Below are 20,498 nucleotides of genomic sequence, written 5' to 3'. Positions count from 1 at the left end.
ATGACACCAAAACAAAGTGGATTTTTCATGCCCGCTGAGTGGCATCCACATGAACGCTGCTGGATGGCATGGCCTTGTCATGTTGAAACCTGGTCTAAAATAGGTCTGCAAAAGGCACGGGCAGCTTATGCTCGCGTTGCTCAAGCCATCGCTCAGTATGAACCCGTGACTATGATAGTCAATCCAGGTGACGAAGAATCGGCGCAACGCTTATGTGGCGATGGAATTACCTTATTCACCCTTCCCATCAATGACTCATGGACAAGGGATACCGGACCAACCTTTTTGCTAAACCAAAATCATCAATTAGCCGGTGTCGATTGGATTCATAATGCTTGGGGTGGTAACTATCAAGATTGTGCGCTGGATAACCAAATTGCAGCGGCAATCATGGCACGAACCCATGCTTTATCCTTTTCAGCCCCCCTGGTTATGGAGGGCGGTTCATTCCATGTAGATGGCGAAGGAACAGTGTTAACGACTCGTGAATGCCTGCTCAATGAGAATCGCAATCCCCAACTCAGCCAACAAGAGATTGAAAACTACCTGAATGATTTTCTTGGTACTCAAAAAATTATCTGGTTAAACAAAGGATTGTTAGGTGATGAGACCGATGGTCATGTCGATGAAATTGCCTGCTTTATTGCTCCGGGAAAAGTTTTATGCCTTATAACCCAGGACAAAGAAGATCCCAACTACGCTGCGTTACACGAAAATCTGGAAATCCTTAAATCGACAACTGATGCAAAGGGTCGAAAGCTAGAGGTTTATACTGTACAACAACCACCAGCGACTTACCTTGATGGCGAACGATTAACCTTATCCTATATCAATTTTTATTTAGCGAATAAAGGGATTGTCATGCCTGCCTTTGGTTATGAACAACAGGATAAGGCTGCTTACCAGTTATTTACCCAATTATATCCGGGTTATCATATTACCCAAATCGATGCACTGGATGTATTTGCCGGGGGAGGTGGAATTCATTGCATTACCCAGCAGGAACCCAAGACAACACGTGTTCCTCTTTGAGACATTTCTTACGTTTTGTTGCTCTATCCACGCAATGACAACGGCAACCAAAAGACTATACTCTAACTATAAAGGACGACACGGAATTGTCTGACAGGAAGTCAAACTACAGGGACCAGTACATAGGATGTACTCCGCTGCAAGGATGCAGCACACTAACCGTTTAATATATCTTATTTCTCCGTAAGAAAATTTCTCTCTTCAATCCATTACTGATAAGAAGAGAGATTATTTTTATCCAGAACATTACAGCTTACTGATCTTAAGACAGGATCTTCAAACTTGGGTCGCCGTAAACGGTTCACATACCCTAGATCTTCATGGCTTATACTGAGCCATGATTTCCTCTTCCTCTTTTTCGGTAAATTCCTTAGCGAATGTTCCTTTAAAATCACCGAAAACGCCGCTAAAATGCCCTTCAAATTTTCGGGTTTGAAATAAAGTTCCCGCCAGTAAATGACTTTTAGCTACCAGTTCTTGCACGCTTGGTGAGCTATTTTTAGATTCGTTATCATCGCCAGTCTCCTGCTTTCCCTCCAGCTTTTGCTCTTCCAGTTTTTTATTTACTGTAGCAATAATCTCATCCGCTGCAGCATCTAAAATTACATTTTGACCTTCCAACCCATCACGATGTTCATTGGTAACATAAGTATCTGCACCCATAGAACTGCTTGCTGTGTATTTTAGGAAACCAGGACCAACATATTTTCTTTCCTGCTTCAGACAGTCTTTACGAATTCGTCCGCGATGCTCAATATCACGACTGATCCGACGCTCAATAATGTCTAAATAACTGTCGGTTGCAACATTCGCGGTAACAACTGTCACATTAGGTAACCAATATTTTTTATAAAAATACTGCGCAAATATGCCTTCAATAATAATTACCTCGGATGGATGCACCTGTTCTTTGTCTATACGTCGATTCGTTTTAAAATCAAAAACTGGTTTGGTCACTGACGTACCATTATGAAGTAAAGCAATATGTTCGTTTAATAAATCTAAATGAAGCATCTCCGGTGTATCAAAATTTGTATCTCTGCGATATGCTTCAACATTAACTTCTTCAGGACACTCACGATAATAATCATCCATATTAAGTATTTGTGCACTTACTCCATTGATCTTTAACTTGTTCAGTAGATGCAAGGATAATCCTGTCTTCCCGGAGCCAGAAGCTCCTCCAATAATTATAAAAATCATGTGCGCCTCAAAGTATGTAAAATTTGGATTCATAAAGCGTGAGGATTATACATATATGCTTATGATTACTCAAACAAAACAATTATGTATTTTCTTGATTTTTATCTATTTTTTGGATAACAATACGGTTAAACAGGTATTAATTCTTTTATCTATCAGTTCTTGGGTCAAGATTAAAATCAAAGATGATACTATTAATTTTTTTAAATTAGACTGACTCTTAATCAGAAGACAGGATCAAGAGTCAGCATGTGCTTGGCAAATGCGACCTAATCTTTATTTATAATTTACTAAGTCATGAATTAAACTGCCAAGTTCTGGAGTTCCTAATCCCGTTACATAATCATATCCATTATGTGCAGTACAGTAGTAACCACATGTTCCATTAGTTCCAGTGGTAATATCATTAAAATTATAATGGTATTTTCCAGTACTGGGATTTGCAGCCGCATAGATCGCGCTGATGAAATGAGTACCATATACTTTGGAATAGAGTGAATTTGTAATTGCCACGATTCCTGCCCACTGAGGTGCGCCAGCACTTGTACCACCCACTACGGCCCAACCTACACCATCGCTACTTGGAACAGAGTTATAAACTGAAAATCCTGTTTCTGGATCTGCATTATAGGCTACATCTGGAACTCCCCGCTTATTATTTGATTTTGGAATAGGCAATTTTTTTTGATTCTCAGGCCATGGTTCTACACTGCTCACTCCGCCACCACTTCCTGACCATGCCTCTTCTCCTTGATAATTTCCATAGTTATCAATAAGTAGTGTCGTTCCGCCAACCGCCATAACAAAAGGGGATGATGCTGGATAGAGGGTACCCTGACCGCTATCACCTGATGAGGCTACAAAAGTAACCTTTGGATTATTAAAAAGTGCATCATAGGAGGTTTCTTCAGGAAACTCATCACCACCCCAACTCATGGAAACAACGGTAGCTCCATTTTTCACTGCAACTTGCACGGCTTTAAATAAATTATCTATGCTATCATCTGCAGCTTCTACTAAAATTATTTTTGCTGCAGGTGCCACAGCATGTACCCATTCTACATCCAGAGCAATTTCTCCAGCCCATCCAGCATCTGTTTTTGGCTTTTTACCACTTGCATAGATCTTCTTGAAACAGCCATTTGCTGTTGTACACGCAGGTAAACCGAAATGTTTTGAAAACACGCCTAAATCTGCTTCAATTTTTGGATCGTCAAAAGCATCGACTATCGCAATAACTTGTCCTTTTCCTTGTGAGTTCACTGAATTAAATCCATAAGCAACTCGTACCTGACTTGGTGTTAAACCTGTGGGCATAAAATGTGGCGTATTTGGTTTATAATGGATTGGATGATGCGCTATGCCAGGAGCTTTTGGTAATGCATAAGCCTGGGCACTCAATAAGCCGAGGACAACGGGTGTCACAAGTTTAAGCGGGAAACCATTTAGTTTCAATTTCATTGTATCTCCTTATATCGATGTAATTAAATCCTTTATCACCATCATACGTAGCAATGTTAGTACTTTAAGTTAAGAACAACAGAAATAATTGGCTTATTTGCAAAGAGTCCCAGGGTTCTGGCTTGCGCCTTCACCCAGGGCTGCGATGACTAATTTTCCTATTAAGAGTTCACACGAAACCCTTTATACGTCTATGTTTTCAGCTTCTAATGCATTACTTTCGATAAACTCACGTCTAGGCTCAACATTGTCCCCCATTAATGTCGTGAAAATCGCATCTGCAGCAACTGCATCTTCAATGCTGACTTGCAGCATACGACGTACGGCGGGATCCATAGTTGTCTCCCAGAGCTGATCGGGATTCATTTCTCCCAGACCTTTATAGCGCTGAATAGCCTGACCTCTTTTGGCTTCTTCCATAAGCCAGTTTAAGGCTTGTTCAAAATTTTCTACCGTCAACTCCTTCTCGCCTCGTTTAACATAGGCTCCTTCCTCTACTAAACTAGCTAATTTGGAACCTAGATTAACTAATTCTTTATAATCTTTAGAGTAGAAAAACTCGGCATTCATAGGGATGTAATTATCCATTCCATGCTGGGTAACAATGATTCTTGGTATAAATTGGTTTGTATCCGTTAGTGCATGCGTCTCGACCTGGTATTGCTCAGTCTTGCTACCAAGCTGTTGCAAACTTAAATGTAGCTGTTTGCACCAATTTGCTATTTTTTCTTCCTGATTAAAATCTTCAGTGTGCAATATAGGCAAATACGCTACTCGTTTTAGGACATCTGTCGGATATCTTCTTTTATAACGTCTGATAATTTTTTCAGCGCGTCGATATTGTTGCACCAAATCTTCTAATGCCATAGCAGCAATAGGAGGAGCGTCTTTTCCTGGATAGAATGCTGCTCCATCTAAAGCGCTTTGTGTTAAATACTCAAACAATGCTTCATCATCTTTTACATATTGCTCTTGTTTTCCACGCTTAACTTTATAGAGCGGGGGCTGAGCAATGTAGATGTAGCCACGCTCGAGCAATTCAGGGGTCTGTCTATAGAAAAAGGTCAGCAATAAGGTTCTGATGTGTGAGCCGTCGACGTCGGCATCGGTCATAATAATAATACGATGATAACGTACTTTATCGGGATCATATTCATCGGGACCTATACCACAACCCAAGGCGGTGATCAGTGTAGCCACCTCTTGCGATGAAAGCATTTTATCAAAACGTGCTTTTTCGACATTCAATATCTTTCCTTTGAGCGGTAAAATTGCTTGGAATTTTCTATCCCGTCCCTGTTTTGCCGAACCACCTGCAGAGTCCCCCTCTACTAGATATAGTTCTGATAAGGCTGGGTCTTTTTCTTGGCAATCAGCCAGTTTTCCGGGCAATCCAGCGATATCCAATGCGCCTTTACGACGAGTCATTTCGCGAGCGCGTCGCGCTGCTTCTCTTGCTCGTGCAGCATCTATTATTTTGGCAACAATTGCTTTTGCACAGGCTGGATTTTCTAAAAGGAAATCATTGAATTTCTCGGCAACACTCGATTCAACTACTGATTTTACTTCTGAAGATACTAACTTATCCTTTGTTTGAGATGAAAATTTCGGATCGGGTACTTTAACGGAAAGAACTGCTGTTAATCCCTCACGAGCATCATCTCCAGTTGGAGATACTTTGGCTTTTTTAGCATAACCTTCACTTTCAATATAATTATTTAAAGTTCTAGTTAATGCAGCTCTGAATCCAGCCATATGAGTTCCACCGTCACGCTGTGGAATATTGTTTGTAAAACAATAAAGAGTCTCTTGATAAGAATCATTCCACTGCATAGAAAGTTCAACAACAATATTATCTTTTTCAGCACTCATAGAAAACACTGTTGGTATAATGACGGTTTTATTTTTATTAAGATGTTCAACAAACGCCTTTATCCCACCTTCATAATGAAACGTATCTTGTCTTTGACTTCGCTCATCAAACAAATGAATGCACACACCAGAATTTAAATAGGATAATTCTCTGAGTCGTTTTGCTAAAATATCGTAGTGAAATTCAATATTAGAGAATGTTTCAGCACTCGGTTTAAACCAAATTTGAGTTCCAGTCGTTGTTGCATCGCCTGTTTCTGCCATGGGTGCCTCTGGAACACCATTGCGATAATGTTGTTCATGAATTTTACCATGCCGACGCACTGTCAAATGCAATTCTTCTGATAAGGCATTAACTACTGAAACACCTACGCCATGCAATCCACCTGATACTTTGTAGGAGTTATCATCAAACTTACCTCCTGCGTGAAGTACTGTCATGATTACTTCTGCAGCAGAGCGGCCTTCTTCTTTATGAATATCTACTGGGATTCCTCGTCCATCATCTTTAACACTAATTGACTCATCGGAATGAATAGTAACAAAAATCTCTTTGCAGTATCCTGCCAGTGCTTCATCTATAGAGTTATCAACAACTTCAAAAACCATGTGGTGCAGACCTGTACCATCATCCGTATCACCGATATACATCCCGGGTCTTTTTCTTACTGCATCTAAACCCTTTAGGACTTTAATATTATTTGAATCGTAACTGGCATCAACGCTCATTAGGTGGTCCTCTTACCCTATTGGTGGTGTTCTAAATACGATATAATAGCATATTTTACGCTGCGTTTATATGTCATCCAGGAACTTTACATACAATCGATAACGACTATCTTTATAGCCACGAAACATTGAAATAGAGACGCTCCTTTCGATGATTTTCTTCCTTCTCATTTGCATTTACAGGCTGCGATCTGTTTCACGTGAAACATTATTTCTGCTGTAATACGCCTTCATTGATTTGATAAACTAAATGTTCTTGAGTTGAAATTACTGAAATGAGTTCTGAAGGATGAGTTGTAGAAGTTATTACGTATTGACCCGATCGTTTAGCAAGATACTCAACGAGGTTCCTTTGGTGTCGTTCATCGAGCTCAGCAGGTAAATCATCAATTAGATACAAACACTCCTGCGGTAAAAGATTTGCTTGCGCTAATCGCAATGCAATCAAGATAATTTTTTGCTGGCCTCGCGATAAAACTTGTTTCGCTTTATTTTGATTAACTTCAATTAGAATATCAGCTTGATGTGCACCAAATTGCGTATAAGTCTTTTGATTATCCGAAGCAAAATTCTCTGCTAATATTTGCTCCAGTTCTTTACCAGAGCTTTTTTTGTCCCACCCTTTATAATAGCTTATCATACAATCAAGATGACACAATTCCTTTAACACCGTGATAAATGCATGTTCCCATTGCACAAAATAAGCTTCTCGGAGTGCATGAAGTTGATTGGCTAATTCACTTAGCTGTTTATCCCATGGAACAAAATGTGATAAAGGTGCATGTTGTTTCAAAAGCGCGTTACGCTGTTTTAAAACTCTTCTATATTCCTTCCATAGCGGAAGATATTCATGTTTCACGTGAAACAATCCCCAATCCAACAAACTACGACGTACAGAAGGACCAGCGTCAATAATTTGGAAAATATCAGAATAAAAAATCTGACAAGGTAACGCGTAAGCCAATTGGCTCGTTGTAGAACAAAATTGATTATTCAATTTGATTTGAGTTGGTTCAGAATAAGATTTTTGAATACTGATTGTTTCTTGTTGCTGTGCTCGCGCAAATACGGTTAAAGATCGGTGATCATAAGAGATAATTGACGATATTTCACGAGAACGAAATGAATGACCACAGCTTAATAAATAAAGTCCTTCAAGGATAGACGTTTTGCCACTTCCATTTGGCCCGTATATAAAATTAAATCGGGGACTTAAGCCAAGATGTACCGATGAAATATTTCGTAAGTTATGAACTTTTAATTCAGAAAGGATCATATTTTCATAGGCATAATAATATATTGGTAATTATCATCATCTAATGACTCAATTAAAATACTACTATCCGTATTCGATAAAGAAAGACGAATTTGCCCTTCACCAAAATGAGAAAGCACATCGAGTAAATAAGTAGCATTCAACCCAATCTTTAACTCATCACCCTGTGTTTCAGCAATTAATGATTCAACGGCTTCTTCTTGTTCATTATTATTGGCAATTAAAGTGAGCATACCGGGTTGTAAATGAAGCATAACCGCCCTTGACTTTTCGTGAGCCAAAATAACAATACGTGATAATGAGCGCTTAAAAACAGAGCAATCAATAATTATCTGTTTGTCCTGATTTTTAGGAATAGCTTTAGTATAAGGAGGAAATCGCGCTTCGATCAGTTTTGACAAAAACATAAATTGGCGTGTCACTAATTTAAAATGTGATTTGCCAGCAGCCAATAACACCTCTTCATCTTCGATACTGTTAAGAAGACGTAACAATTCCTGAATTCCCTTTTTAGGAATCAAGAGTTTTTTCTCATTGGTATTTGAACATTGATGACGACAAATCGCCATCCTATGTCCATCTGTTGCAACGGCAGAAATGAGATTCGGTTCAAAATCGAGAAATAATCCATTTAGAAAAACACGCACATCTTGTTGTGCCATTGCAAAATGAGTGGACTGCAACAACTTTAATAAAACCAACCGAGGAATAGTTAATTCAACCTCGTTGCATTCATCTTCGCTCAAGGGATAGCCGTCAGCAGGTAAGGTTGTCAATTTGAATGAGCTACGTCCCTGTTTAATAGTTAAAAGAGAATTATCAACAATCACTTTGGGACTGGGTTCGTCATCTAAAGACCGAATAATATCAATAAATTTTTTTGCGGGAACAGTAATACTTCCAGCCTGTTGGCCAGAATCACAGGGTACTTGAGCGGCAATCTCAATTTCCAAATCAGTAGCAGTAATATTCAACGAAGCATCTGATAGTTTAAGATAAAAGTTAGACAAAATAGCTAAAGTTTGCTTTTTATCAACAGCGCCTGCGACTGTAAGTAGTGGAGAAAGTAAATCCTCTTTTTTAATAGCGAATTCAAACAAGATAGAACTCCATATTAACCTAAGAATAACAATAAAAAAATCGCTTCATACCCCCACTTCACTAACCGGAGATAGATAGTCAGCATCATAACATGGGTAAAGCGAAACGGAACCCGGTATTTTCAGCCCCGGATCAATTTCTTAATCCTGAGTTCCTCTACAATTCTCCCAGAAGCACAAAATAGGTCTGTTAAAATCTGTCGATTGAATTAAGAAGACAAAATACGCATTAAGTTTTTATAATCTTCAGCAAAATCGCTGTCATCCTGAACCAATTCCTTAACTTTTCTGCAGGCATGAATGACCGTTGTATGATCACGACCTCCAAAATGATCCCCAATTTCAGGCAAGCTGTGATTGGTTAACTCTTTGCTTAAAGCCATTGCCATTTGTCTAGGTCGGGCAATAGAACGACTGCGGCGCTTTGACAATATATCAGCCACTTTGACCTTATAATACTCAGCCACCGTCTTTTGGATATTTTCAATGGTAACTAATTTATCTTGCAAAGCCAAAAGATCACGCAAAGCTTCGTGAACAAACTCAATGGTAATTGGCTTACCAGTAAAATGGGCGTTGGCAATAACTCGACGCAATGCACCCTCAAGTTCCCTGACATTGGAGCGAATACGTTTTGCAATAAAAAAAGCAACTTCATAAGGCAATTCGATATTCGATTGCTCCGCCTTACTAATTAAAATAGCAACACGTGTTTCAAGCTCGGGAGGTTCTACAGCAACGGTTAATCCCCAACCAAATCGAGATTTCAAACGTTCTTCCATACCTTCAATTTCTTTGGGATAACGATCACTCGTAAGAATGATTTGTTGCTGACCTTCCAATAAAGCATTAAAGGTATGAAAAAACTCCTCTTGCGACCGGTCTTTACCCGCAAAAAACTGGATATCATCGATAAGTAAAGCATTTAGAGAACGATAAAAACGTTTAAATTCATTAATTGAGTTCGTCTGGATGGCCTTTACCATATCCGCAACAAAACGCTCAGAATGTAAATAAAGTATCTTGGCATCAGGATTATTTTTCAATATAGCATTACCAATGGCATGCATCAGATGCGTTTTTCCTAAACCCACACCACCATAAATAAACAGTGGATTATAGGCATCACCAGGTCGTTCAGCCACCTGCATTGAGGCCGCTCGAGCAAGCTGGTTGGAATTACCTTCGACAAAGCTTTCAAAAACAAATTTTTTATTTAAGTGACTGCTTTTATAATCAACAGCTTTCTTAGAAGCGGTCTTGATTGCAACGGAACTGGCCGGAGCAGATGCATTTACTTCGGATGAAAAAGAACTTGCAGAACCAGCAGAGCTCGAATCAGATTCGGTATTAGAAATTTTGCTGCCAATTTCAATGGAAATTGATTTAATCTCGTCACCACAAAACTGTTTAATCAACTCTTCAATTCGTGCAAAAAAATGCTTCTTTACCCAATCAACAACAAATCGATTGGGTGCAAATAAAATGAAACGTTGTTCTTCTGTATGAGCCTGTAAAGGACGCAACCAGGTATTAAATTGTTGAGCAGAATATTCATCTTGCAATAGACCTAAACATTTTTGCCAAACAGATGCTGACACAACATAACTCCTCATTAAAGAAGGGTGGTAAAAAGAATATAAAACTAATTATCCACAGCATTTAAATATGCCACTGAAAGCACCCGGACAGCAAGATAATTAAGCATGAAATTACTACGCATGAAATTGAGAAATAGAATTTCTTCGGTACACTAAGGTGCTGCTGCCAGCAAATTATACTCAGCCTTGGGTATAAAGAAAAGTTATCCACAAAAAAAGTGTGGATATTTTCCGAAGCAAACGATAAAAATATTGCGAACCATTTAACGCATCTATTAAACAGCGCTATGACAAGTAGACGCTTTATCTTGAATTTGAATAACATTTTCATGAGTTCTAGTGAGAAAAGGTAAAAAAGACAATTTGGGCTGCCCTTTGTATAATTGTCGCAAATAAAGATCCATAAAGGGTTGTTGTTCGGGAAGAGCGGCTCCATTTTTTTGCTCGTTTTGGATACCAAGTCTTCTGAAAACATAAAATAATGAAGCATTTAGATTACGCACCATAGTTGCCTTACTCAACTGTTGATGCATACATTTCAATTTTTGATTTAACAGTTTAATATTATAGTCTTCTCCCGCCTTAATAAAAGCTTGGTGAGCAAAAGTAAGCCCACTGCATAAGGCAAATGTTAAAACACCCCAACCCAATAGAGGAAATGCAGCAAAACTTGAAAAAATGCCCATGCCTGTTAACACTCCCGAAAGTCCAGCGCTACATCCTGCTATAGAACCAAAAGTGCCAACAAAAGTGAAAAATGCAGAAATAAACTTCTCAGATAATGGAACAGGTTGCTGAGAAGCTGTGTGGACAATGCGCTTTAATATAATAGTAGTATTGGGGATAGTTTGTTTTGCTTCGAATTCATCTTTAAGAAGCAACAGAATTTGAGATAAAGGTGAATGAACATCCTTGCTCCTTATTTTATCAAGATCTGTATCAAGAATCCGCTTAAAAACATCATTAAAGCATTCGCCATTTTGTTCATAGGAAAAATAACGACGAACACTCTCAATATATTCATTAATGTCGGTCAATAACTTTTGTTGATTTGTTTGTAATTGCTCTTGAATGATTTGCTCATTATCTTGAGTTTGCTTAAGTGAATAATAAAAAATGGTGGTACCAATAGCCAAAAATAAAAAAAGAGAAAAAATACCCAGAGTTAAAGAAAAAAAACCACCGATCGAGCCACCAATGATGGCAAAACCGATACCAAATAATGACCATGCGACTCCAGCACCCGATCCAACACCATTCAAAACAGATTTTAAAAATAACATGTTTCTTCCTAAATAGCTGAAATCATTACAGGAGGTCATTGATTTTCAGTGAGTGTGTAAAAGAAATATTATTAACCAAAAAATCAATAAGTTAACTATTAAAAATGAATTAAACGAAGAACGACTAGAAAATAGTTAAAAGGAATAGAAAAAGATAAAAAATAAATCAGATTGGATCAAGTTAACTATGAATAAATACGATCGAATACCGGGTATAAGGTGATAATAAAGCATTGAATAAATCAAAACATAAAAATACATACAAATAGATCACAGGCTTAAAAAGAGCTTACCAACAAAGTTATTTTTTAGTTAACCTATTGATTTTTAGCAGTTTTAAAAGGTTATCAACAACAGATAAAAACCTAATAACAATAAAAAATTTAAAAAAAATAAAATAATGTAGTTATTAACAAGAAAAAAAATCGAACAAAAATGAGACGATACAAAAAATAATCAATTATCAAAATTGACAGTAGAAAAAAAGTTCTCTATTATTGCCAGCCTCATAATTTTATTAACAGGTTCATCATGAAACGTACCTTTCAACCTAGTAATTTAAAACGTAAACGTGACCACGGTTTCCGTGAGCGTATGGCAACTCGTGCAGGTAGATTAGTAATCAAGCGTCGTCGTGCTAAAGGCCGTAAGCGTTTGACTGCCTAAGTGTTTGCTTTTAAAAAAACACAGCGATTATTAACAAAATATGATTATAATCATGTGTTTGAACAAGCAAAAAAAATAGTAACATCCGAGTTTATCGTTCTCTTTAGAGAAAATAATTTAGGTTATGCTCGACTTGGGCTGGCGTTATCGAAGAAAGTGATAGCAAAAGCTCATGAGCGAAATCGTATTAAACGGCTGTTAAGAGAAAGCTTTCGACAAGAAGAATTACCTGCAGTCGATGTGGTTTTTTTAGCTAGACAAGGCGTAGCAAAACAAACAAATGCAATTATAAATGCTAGAATGAGCAAAACATGGAAAAAATTAATCTCATGTTACGAAAAATAGTTTGTTTCCCTATCAAATTGTATAAATATTTGATTAGCCCCTTGCTGAAGCCAAGTTGCCGATACTACCCAAGTTGTTCACAATATGCTGAAAGCGCTATCCTACAATGCGGCATAACCAAAGGTTTATGGATGGCTTTAAAAAGAGTATTGCGTTGCCACCCTTGGTCACGTGGCGGCTATGATCCTGTACTCCCCAACAACGAGAATCATTGATGGATATACGACGTATTGTTTTATATATGGCGCTTGCGCTAGTTAGTTTATCACTTTGGAATGCCTGGCAAATAGACTATCCTCCTCAGTCTCTACCAACAGAAAATGTGATAAGTCATGAGCAGAATGGACAACCTTTGCTACCGCAAGTAACACCATCCAATACATCCGCATCTACGCCCATCAATCCTGTTGAGGGACAAACTAAAAGCAGTAATGCACCGCTAATACAGGTTAAAACTGATGTTTTGGATGTGGCTATTGATCCGCAACAAGGTGATGTTGTTTCAGGGCAGCTCCTTGATTATCCGCAAAGTGTTGACGAAAAGAATAAACCTTTTCTTCTTTTACAAAATCAGGCGAATGAGCGTTATGTAGCAAACAGTAGCCTTTTTGTTGCTTCAGGACAGAACGTCCAAGCTCTGGATTTAAATTTTACGACACCACAACAGCATTACGAAATGGCGCCTGACCAGCAGCAATTAACCGTAACGCTTAGTGGAACAAATAGCGAAGGACTTGATGTAAAAAAAGAGTTTATTTTTACTAAAGGCAGCTATCTTATTGATGTAAATTATAAAATTGTTAACAAAGGCAGCAATGAATGGACTGGATATTTGAATACCCAGTTGTTACGCAGCTCTCCCAAGGAAGATAAGTCAAGTGTATTTCATGTTGGCTCATATACCGGTGCTTCTTATTCAGAACCAGGAAAACACCGCTATCAAAAAGTAAGCTTTAGCGACATGAATAAAACAAATCTTGATGTGGATAGTAAAGGTGGCTGGATTGCTATGCAGCAACATTATTTTTTAAGCGCCTGGGTTCCCGAAGCTAATGCGAACAACAAGTTTTATACACGCGCTGTGAATAATGATTACACTATTGGTGCGGTGAGCAAGCCAATTACCTTGAAACCCGAAGAGCAAACCACTGTTGGCTCCAGATTGTATATAGGCCCAGAAATTACGAGTGTGTTAAAAGAGATTGCTCCATCACTGGATCTCACCGTTGATTACGGGATGTTATGGTTTTTATCGTCGCTATTATTCTCGCTGATGAAAACAATTTATAATTTCATTGGTAACTGGGGTTGGTCTATCGTTTTAGTGACTGTATTGATTAAATTGGCATTTTATCGTTTATCTGCTGCCAGCTATAAATCAATGGCAGGTATGCGTAAATTACAACCTAAATTACAAGCGTTACGTGAACGTTATGGCGATGATAAAGCTAAAATCAGTCAAGCGACCATGGAACTGTACAAGCAGGAAAAGGTAAATCCACTAGGTGGTTGTTTGCCTATATTAATCCAAATTCCAGTATTTATTGCCCTGTATTGGGTCCTATTGGAAAGTGTTGAGCTAAGACAAGCTCCATTTATCTTGTGGATTAAAGATTTGGCCTCACCTGATCCTTATCACGTATTGCCAATAATCATGGGGGCTACCATGCTGATTCAACAAAAATTGAATCCGGCACCACCAGATCCAATGCAAGCAAAAGTGATGATGTTTTTACCCGTGTTATTTACCGCATTATTTTGGAATTTTCCAGCTGGTTTGGTACTGTATTGGATTGTGAATAATGCCTTGTCCATATTGCAGCAATGGTACATTACACGTAAATATTCCGATGAAAAAACAGCAAAAAAACTTGTTTCAGCTAAATAAATGTCTACAGAAACTATAGTAGCTATAGCTACCCCACCTGGCAGAGGTGGGGTAGGAATAATCCGATTATCCGGTCCAAAAGCATACGCTATTGCCTTTACTATGAATGGCAACAAGTCACTACCACCACGCATGGCTACTTTTTGCTCCTTTTATTCATTTTCCAATAATAAGCACGCACAACAACTTGATTCTCTAATTGATCAAGGGATAATGATTTATTTTAAAGCGCCTCACTCGTTTACTGGGGAAGATGTTGTTGAGATTCAAGCGCACGGCTCCCCTGTTGTGCTTGATATGCTGACTAAAGCATGTATTCATTTAGGGGCTCGCTTGGCACGGCCAGGGGAGTTTTCCGAGCGTGCCTTTTTAAATGATAAAATTGATTTAACTCAAGCGGAAGCAATTGCTGATTTAATTCAAGCCAGTTCGCAAACAGCAGCACGAATGGCATTAAAGTCATTACAGGGAGAATTCTCAAATAAAATCAATAAACTCAATGAAAAGATTATTTACTTGCGTTTATATGTTGAGGCCGCAATAGATTTTCCAGAAGAAGAAATTGATTTTCTTAATGACGGTAAAGTCGCGTATTTGGTGCATGATATTTTAACTGAATTGGATGATATCCGCGCCCAGGCTAATCAAGGAGTTATTTTACGTGAGGGATTGTCTGTAGTGATTGCCGGAAGACCTAATGCAGGCAAATCAACCTTGATTAATTGTTTGGCGGGACGCGATGTGGCTATAGTTACCGAGATTGCTGGCACTACTCGTGATATTATGCGTGAACATATTTTATTGGATGACATTCCCCTCCACATCATTGATACCGCCGGTCTACGTGAGTCTGATGATATTGTCGAAAAAGAAGGAATTAAAAGAGCATGGCAAGAATTAAAAAAAGCAGATTGTGTTTTGCTTGTTGTTGATGTGAATGATCTGGAACACCATGATCATTTGACTCAACAAATCAAGGCAGCCTTGCCAGAGGAAGTTCCGATTATTACTGTCTTTAATAAAATTGACACCTTAGGTCACAGTGCCCAAATAAGCAATCAAGATATCTATCTTTCTGCAAAATCAGGTGAGGGAATTGATGGCTTAAAGCAAGTAATAAAACACGTTGTAGGCTATCAACCGAATGAAGGGCATTTTCTTGCCAGAAGACGGCATTTGCAGGCATTAGATGAAGCAAAAAATTTAATTACTACAGGCCAGCAACAATTGGCAGAGCATCGCGCTGGAGAGTTATTGGCAGAAGACTTGCGTCTGGCGCATCAAAGTTTATGCGAAATAACAGGAGAGTTCAGTTCTGATGACTTATTAGGACGTATCTTTTCCAGTTTTTGTATTGGTAAATAAGTTGATTAATATGCTGTTGCACTTTCTAGAACTCAAACCTCATTATTCTTAATTTTTTAACTTTTCTTTATTATTCAAAAGAGTACTTTACAGCTCTAAATACTTTCTTTACTGTTTTGAAACATTGTGTCAAAAAAACATACAGAAGTATCTTGTCAAAACCATTATCAAATGATAACGTAGCAAACTTACTGTCTAATTTTTGTGAGGTTTTTTATGGCTCATTCAAAACATAATGCGGATCTTAGTAACGATAAGAACTCGTTTTTTATGCAACTTAATCAGAATGAGCTTCGGACTTTAGGGGATATTAAACGTCGTGCTGATAACATCGGCTATCCTTTTATTTTAGAAAATCAAAAAGCGCTTGAAGCTGAATTCACCCAAATGTTTGCAGTGCTGCAAAAGCGAAAAAATGAAGATGATAAAGCTTTTTGGATGTACTGTTACTATTGCGCTACCCTGTTAGAAACCTTCCATAAAGCATATTCTCAGTACAGTAAAGAAGAGGATTATAAAAAAATAAAGCAACAAATTAAGAACCGATTATTAAATAAACAGCAAGAGGATGCTAAAGCAGAGGAAGAGTTTATCGAATCACTGAAAAACAGTTTTATTAACAGTTTTCGTAATTTGATGAATGCACCATTACATCTATCCCAGATTCGTGATTATGTGGCTTATGCCAACTTATGTCGTGTATATTGGGTATTTTGCCGTTTAACTCTAGTATCGGGTTTTGCTTTTGCAAAAGACACGCATCTTATTGATCATCTGGATTCGATTTTAGGTACGCACACCGATGTCGATCAAATAATTGATTTTCTTAATGCACCCAATGGAGTGCTTAAATATTTTAGTGTGGGTTTATTTTTAATGCGTTTTGCAATTGATGCGGGCTACTTGATTGAACATACTTGTTTTCCCACCGCTGAGGAAGAAAAGAATGGAACTACGGCCTATGATCGATTTAAATTTGAACTTTATAAACGTCACTGTAATTTTGCCAATGACCTAGTGTGGGCTACAATAAATTTCCTAACCAATTTTAATCATATTACCCATATACCCGATCCAACAGCGGGGGTAATAACCTTCGTCTTTTTGGGTTTTGACGTGTGTATGACACTGTATAAATGTCATCTGGCCAAGCAGGAATATCTAGCTAAAAAGGCGCAATATGAGCAAGAAATGGAAGATTACCTAAATCATCCAGAAAAATTTCCTGGTATGACTGATAAGCAAAGAATTGCTCATGCAGCAATGCTCCAAAAACAACTTAAAGAGTTAGAAATTAACTGGCGCACAAAAGAAAGTACTTTTTATTTTGTTGCAGCCGCAGCTGCCTTGCTGATGATGGGATTCGGTGCTTCATTATTATTTACGGGCCCAGGAATAGCTGTTGCATGTTTCTTTGTTTGTACTGTTGCGGTAGCGATGTATCTTTCTTCTGATGCGTATTCGAAATACCAAGAGAAAAGCATTCGCTTAGAGGAAGCTACTGAAAAAGAATATGCTGCAGCACTCGTAGAATACGAAGCGGCACGTAATGATTTTATCTTCACGTTAATAAAAAATACGGTAATGCCTACACTTTTAATTGCTGCCTATGCAACATGTTGGCCTGCAGCAATCGCATTAACTGTATTGTATGTGGGGTATGAAATTTACCATGCCTATGATCAGCATAACAGTAAAAAAGAGGCCGCACAGTTGGCTTTGGAAGGACCTAATAAAGAAGATAAAGAAGATAAAGACGATAGCCTGCTTCTAGATGAAGGTAGGATGAACGATTTAGACGAAACTTCGTGCTTTAGCTGTTAATCGGTCTAAAAAGAAAATAATCATGTAGCGTGGGTTCCGCTGCATGTATAGACCGGAGAGTTAGGTAACCGGTACTCTTTTTGCCGTCATCTCGGGTACAACGAGGGATGACGGCACTTTGTTTCTGAACCAGCTTACATTGATTTATTTTTTATTGCTAAGGCTTTTTCGTACAATTCATTTTTACTCCCATTGCTCAATTTGCAAGCAATTGCTACTGCCTGCTTGAGTGGAAGCTCATCCAATAATACGTTAAGAAGTTTTTCATAGGTTTCTGGTTCATTAGAAACGGGTCGTGGAGGGATTAACAGTACAAACTCGCCTTTTATATGCCCCGGATCGGCCAAAAGCCAATTTTTGACTTCAAGTACAGTGCCAGTAATAAAGCGCTCAAAAGTTTTGGTTAATTCCTTGGCCAAGACAATATCACACGTTTGTCCATAGAGTTCACTAATGTCATCAAGACATTCCAGAATACGATGTGTTGATTCATAAAAAATCAAAGTATGTGGTTCTGTACGCAAGGAATCGAGTTTAATTTTTCTCGCATGCTGTTTTGCTGGGAGGAATCCTAAAAATAAAAAGGAGTCGCAAGGAATTCCTGCAGCACAAAGAGCGGTAATTAACGCGCAAGCACCAGGAACAGGAATAACCGGAATTTGATTTTGACGGGCCAATTTTACTAATAAAAAGCCAGGATCGCTAATTAATGGAGTACCGGCATCACTGATTAAGGCTATGGATTTTCCTGCTAACAGCTGTTCAATAAAATGTTTGCTTTTATCATTTTCATTATGCGCGTGGAGGGATTCAAGATTATTTTTTATTCCTAAAGAGCTCAGTAACTGTACCGAATGACGTGTATCTTCAGCTAAAATGGAATCAACAGACTTGAGCACCTCTAATGCTCTAAACGTAATGTCCTCACGGTTTCCTATTGGAGTTGCAACAATATAAAGCGTTCCTATTCCTGTTGCTAGTGAGTTTGTCATAGTTTATCCTCTTGCGTTATTGCTTATTCAATTCTTGAAAAACATGTTAATAAAAATACGCGTATTTTTTTTACTGACATCTACTTTTTTTCTTTGCCAGTGTACTACCGCCGTGAATCCTCCGGAAATGACAGCACCAGTGCCGGCACCTAAGATAGAGAAGAAAAAAATAGCGAGTCCTTATTCCAAGCCTACTGCAAATTACCTTATGCAGGCTAAAAACCAACAAGGCATTGAAAAGCAACACTCGTTACTCTTGGCCGCAGGACGTTTGATTTCAGATGGCCAATGGCGACAAGGCACTGCTATTTTAGCACAGACTTCTGACTTGACACCGATACTTAAGGATGAAAAAAATCTTTTGCTAGCCCAAATTGATCTCATCCGTGACCGTCCCAGTATGGCGCGGAACAAATTGACCAGTATAAGGGACAGTGACGCATTTTCTGCATACCAAAAGATCCAGTTTCATGAACTTTTGGCACAAGCCTATCGCGGCGAAGGAAAGCCATTGGAATCGATTAATGAGCGAATAAAACTTGAGACTTTGCTAGCCGATGAAGGGAGTCAAGACAATAATCGTCGCGCCCTGTGGTTAACTCTAACGCGGATGTCGCAAACAGAATTAAATTCATTGACTGCTAAAACATCAAGCCAATCTGATTTACAAGGTTGGATTCAGCTTGCATTGATTTCTCGCACGTATCGCGATAATCCTAAATCCTTGCTCGCTGCTTTAAATCAGTGGCAATCTCAGTACAGTAACCACCCAGCAGGTCATATTTTGCCTAATCCACTGGAGTCGATTGCCAATAAAATCCGTGCTCAACCGAAACAAGTCGCTCTTTTGCTTCCTGTAAGTGGCGCTTTGCAAGGACCTGGATCCGCTATACGTGATGGATTTATGGCGGCTTATAACAAAAACAGTGAACAATCAATGCAGGTGAAAACCTATGATACCAATAAAGGCGATGTTGCTTCTTTGTATCAAAAAGCAATTGATGATGGTGCTGATTATATTGTAGGACCTTTAACCAAATCACAAGTAGCTACAGTTGCAGCCTTACCACATCCTGTCCCCACTCTGCTATTAAATGACGCTGATAACAAAATTCAGGAAAATTCCTTTCTATTTGGGCTTTCTCCCGTTAATGAAGCAACCCAGGTAGCAATCAGAGCAAAAAATAAGGGATATAGTCGATCATTAATTATTGCACCTGGAAATGATTGGGGAAAAGAGATAACCAAGGCGTTTACGCAACAATGGCAAAAAGATGGTGGACGAGTTGTTGATACTTTTTTATATAGCTCTAATGATGATTTGAATAAAAAAATGAAGGATTTTCTGCAAATCAGCAACAGCCAGCAACGCGAAAAAAAATTAAGGCAGTTATTAGGGCAAAAAATTCAGCCAGTTATTAGTCGCAGACAAGATTTTGATATGATATTTTTGTTGGCCTATCCGTCAAAGGCCCGGCAAATTATGCCGTTACTAAATTATTATTATGCAGGAGACGTCCCCGTATATGCCACAGCCAGTGTCTATGGAGGAAGTGCTAACCCACTGAAAGATAAAGATCTTGATGGCGTTATATTCTGTGATATCCCTTGGGTTTTCTCGCATCAGGCAGGAACACGCAATTGGCCTGAACAATTTAACAGTTACAACCGATTGTATGCTTTAGGAATAGACAGTTATACTTTGGCCACACAATTGAATCAATTGATGCTATTTCCTGCGGATAAATCGCATAATGGAGATGGTATTTTATACCTTGAGCCATCTCAACACGTTGCACGTGTTTTAGAGTGGGGGCAGTTCAAACAAGGCCTTGTGCATTCCCTAGGTGAGACAGTTTAA

Annotated in this window: 16 protein-coding genes; 8 read left to right on the top strand and 8 right to left on the bottom strand. The window is 38.5% G+C overall.

Annotation, left to right across the window (positions count from 1 at the left end; genetic code table 11):
• The gene (locus tag BW930_RS05655; protein WP_058469282.1) at window positions 1-1,032 is read left to right on the top strand and encodes an agmatine deiminase family protein; all 1,032 of its coding nucleotides are present in this window, start codon (window positions 1-3) and stop codon (window positions 1,030-1,032) included.
• A 318-nt stretch (window positions 1,033-1,350) separates the two neighbouring features.
• On the opposite strand, the gene BW930_RS05650 is transcribed toward BW930_RS05655, so the two are convergent.
• The 7 genes from BW930_RS05650 to BW930_RS05615 all read right to left on the bottom strand — a co-directional run bounded on the left by BW930_RS05650 (window position 1,351) and on the right by BW930_RS05615 (window position 11,557).
• Window positions 1,351-2,235, bottom strand: coding sequence for a uridine kinase family protein (locus BW930_RS05650; protein ID WP_058469283.1), 885 nt, complete (start codon window positions 2,233-2,235; stop codon window positions 1,351-1,353).
• A gap of 276 nt (window positions 2,236-2,511) precedes the next feature.
• Window positions 2,512-3,696, bottom strand: a complete 1,185-nt coding sequence (locus BW930_RS05640) for a S53 family peptidase (RefSeq protein WP_058469285.1) — start codon at window positions 3,694-3,696, stop codon at window positions 2,512-2,514.
• A gap of 183 nt (window positions 3,697-3,879) precedes the next feature.
• The gene (gyrB, locus tag BW930_RS05635) at window positions 3,880-6,297 is read right to left on the bottom strand and encodes a DNA topoisomerase (ATP-hydrolyzing) subunit B (protein WP_058469286.1); all 2,418 of its coding nucleotides are present in this window, start codon (window positions 6,295-6,297) and stop codon (window positions 3,880-3,882) included.
• 208 nt (window positions 6,298-6,505) lie between these two features.
• Entirely contained in the window at window positions 6,506-7,573 is a 1,068-nt protein-coding gene (gene recF, locus BW930_RS05630) for a DNA replication/repair protein RecF (RefSeq protein ID WP_058469287.1), read from the bottom strand.
• Window positions 7,570-8,673 carry a DNA polymerase III subunit beta gene (dnaN, locus tag BW930_RS05625; protein WP_058469288.1) on the bottom strand — a complete coding sequence of 368 codons (1,104 nt, stop codon included), beginning with the start codon at window positions 8,671-8,673 and terminating at the stop codon, window positions 7,570-7,572. The genes recF and dnaN overlap by 4 nt, the downstream gene beginning before the upstream one ends.
• A 209-nt stretch (window positions 8,674-8,882) precedes the next feature.
• Window positions 8,883-10,274: a chromosomal replication initiator protein DnaA gene (dnaA, locus tag BW930_RS05620; protein ID WP_058469289.1), complete on the bottom strand. Its 1,392-nt coding sequence runs from the start codon at window positions 10,272-10,274 to the stop codon at window positions 8,883-8,885.
• 275 nt (window positions 10,275-10,549) lie between these two features.
• Window positions 10,550-11,557 (bottom strand): hypothetical protein, encoded by a 1,008-nt coding sequence (locus BW930_RS05615; protein WP_058469290.1) that lies wholly within the window; start codon window positions 11,555-11,557, stop codon window positions 10,550-10,552.
• Between the two features lie 531 nt (window positions 11,558-12,088).
• Between BW930_RS05615 and rpmH the strand changes: the two genes are divergently transcribed.
• The 6 genes from rpmH to BW930_RS05585 all read left to right on the top strand — a co-directional run bounded on the left by rpmH (window position 12,089) and on the right by BW930_RS05585 (window position 17,645).
• Window positions 12,089-12,223, top strand: coding sequence for a 50S ribosomal protein L34 (gene rpmH, locus BW930_RS05610; protein WP_019232681.1), 135 nt, complete (start codon window positions 12,089-12,091; stop codon window positions 12,221-12,223).
• Window positions 12,224-12,568, top strand: a complete 345-nt coding sequence (rnpA, locus tag BW930_RS05605; protein WP_058469291.1) for a ribonuclease P protein component — start codon at window positions 12,224-12,226, stop codon at window positions 12,566-12,568.
• Window positions 12,535-12,783, top strand: coding sequence for a membrane protein insertion efficiency factor YidD (gene yidD / locus BW930_RS05600; protein ID WP_058469292.1), 249 nt, complete (start codon window positions 12,535-12,537; stop codon window positions 12,781-12,783). The genes rnpA and yidD overlap by 34 nt, the downstream gene beginning before the upstream one ends.
• A complete protein-coding gene (yidC, locus tag BW930_RS05595; RefSeq protein WP_058469293.1) occupies window positions 12,783-14,456 on the top strand; it encodes a membrane protein insertase YidC in 1,674 nt (557 codons plus the stop codon). The genes yidD and yidC overlap by 1 nt, the downstream gene beginning before the upstream one ends.
• Window positions 14,457-15,821 (top strand): tRNA uridine-5-carboxymethylaminomethyl(34) synthesis GTPase MnmE, encoded by a 1,365-nt coding sequence (gene mnmE, locus BW930_RS05590; protein WP_058469294.1) that lies wholly within the window; start codon window positions 14,457-14,459, stop codon window positions 15,819-15,821.
• A gap of 216 nt (window positions 15,822-16,037) precedes the next feature.
• Entirely contained in the window at window positions 16,038-17,645 is a 1,608-nt protein-coding gene (locus BW930_RS05585; RefSeq protein WP_058469295.1) for a hypothetical protein, read from the top strand.
• A gap of 134 nt (window positions 17,646-17,779) precedes the next feature.
• On the opposite strand, the gene rsmI is transcribed toward BW930_RS05585, so the two are convergent.
• Window positions 17,780-18,637 carry a 16S rRNA (cytidine(1402)-2'-O)-methyltransferase gene (gene rsmI, locus BW930_RS05580; protein WP_058469296.1) on the bottom strand — a complete coding sequence of 286 codons (858 nt, stop codon included), beginning with the start codon at window positions 18,635-18,637 and terminating at the stop codon, window positions 17,780-17,782.
• Window positions 18,638-18,680: 43 nt separating this feature from the next.
• On the opposite strand from rsmI, the gene BW930_RS05575 reads away from it, so the two are divergent.
• On the top strand, window positions 18,681-20,498 hold the full coding sequence (locus BW930_RS05575) for a penicillin-binding protein activator (protein ID WP_058469297.1): 1,818 nt from the start codon (window positions 18,681-18,683) through the stop codon (window positions 20,496-20,498).

This window comes from Fluoribacter gormanii (assembly GCF_900156395.1).
In the GTDB taxonomy this organism is placed as follows: domain Bacteria; phylum Pseudomonadota; class Gammaproteobacteria; order Legionellales; family Legionellaceae; genus Legionella; species Legionella gormanii.
Note: the sequence above shows the minus strand (reverse complement) of the source record. Positions and strands in the feature narration are given on the sequence as shown.

What these genes read in the sequence shown, in the direction of transcription:
- BW930_RS05650 (WP_058469283.1), bottom strand. Translation starts at nt 2,235, where the DNA reads ATGATTTTTATAATTATTGGAGGAGCTTCTGGCTCCGGGAAGACAGGA.
- recF (WP_058469287.1), bottom strand. Translation starts at nt 7,573, where the DNA reads ATGATCCTTTCTGAATTAAAAGTTCATAACTTACGAAATATTTCATCG.
- BW930_RS05655 (WP_058469282.1), top strand. Translation starts at nt 1, where the DNA reads ATGACACCAAAACAAAGTGGATTTTTCATGCCCGCTGAGTGGCATCCA.
- BW930_RS05585 (WP_058469295.1), top strand. Translation starts at nt 16,038, where the DNA reads ATGGCTCATTCAAAACATAATGCGGATCTTAGTAACGATAAGAACTCG.
- yidD (WP_058469292.1), top strand. Translation starts at nt 12,535, where the DNA reads ATGGAAAAAATTAATCTCATGTTACGAAAAATAGTTTGTTTCCCTATC.
- BW930_RS05640 (WP_058469285.1), bottom strand. Translation starts at nt 3,696, where the DNA reads ATGAAATTGAAACTAAATGGTTTCCCGCTTAAACTTGTGACACCCGTT.
- mnmE (WP_058469294.1), top strand. Translation starts at nt 14,457, where the DNA reads ATGTCTACAGAAACTATAGTAGCTATAGCTACCCCACCTGGCAGAGGT.
- yidC (WP_058469293.1), top strand. Translation starts at nt 12,783, where the DNA reads ATGGATATACGACGTATTGTTTTATATATGGCGCTTGCGCTAGTTAGT.
- rsmI (WP_058469296.1), bottom strand. Translation starts at nt 18,637, where the DNA reads ATGACAAACTCACTAGCAACAGGAATAGGAACGCTTTATATTGTTGCA.
- rpmH (WP_019232681.1), top strand. Translation starts at nt 12,089, where the DNA reads ATGAAACGTACCTTTCAACCTAGTAATTTAAAACGTAAACGTGACCAC.
- gyrB (WP_058469286.1), bottom strand. Translation starts at nt 6,297, where the DNA reads ATGAGCGTTGATGCCAGTTACGATTCAAATAATATTAAAGTCCTAAAG.
- BW930_RS05615 (WP_058469290.1), bottom strand. Translation starts at nt 11,557, where the DNA reads ATGTTATTTTTAAAATCTGTTTTGAATGGTGTTGGATCGGGTGCTGGA.
- BW930_RS05575 (WP_058469297.1), top strand. Translation starts at nt 18,681, where the DNA reads ATGTTAATAAAAATACGCGTATTTTTTTTACTGACATCTACTTTTTTT.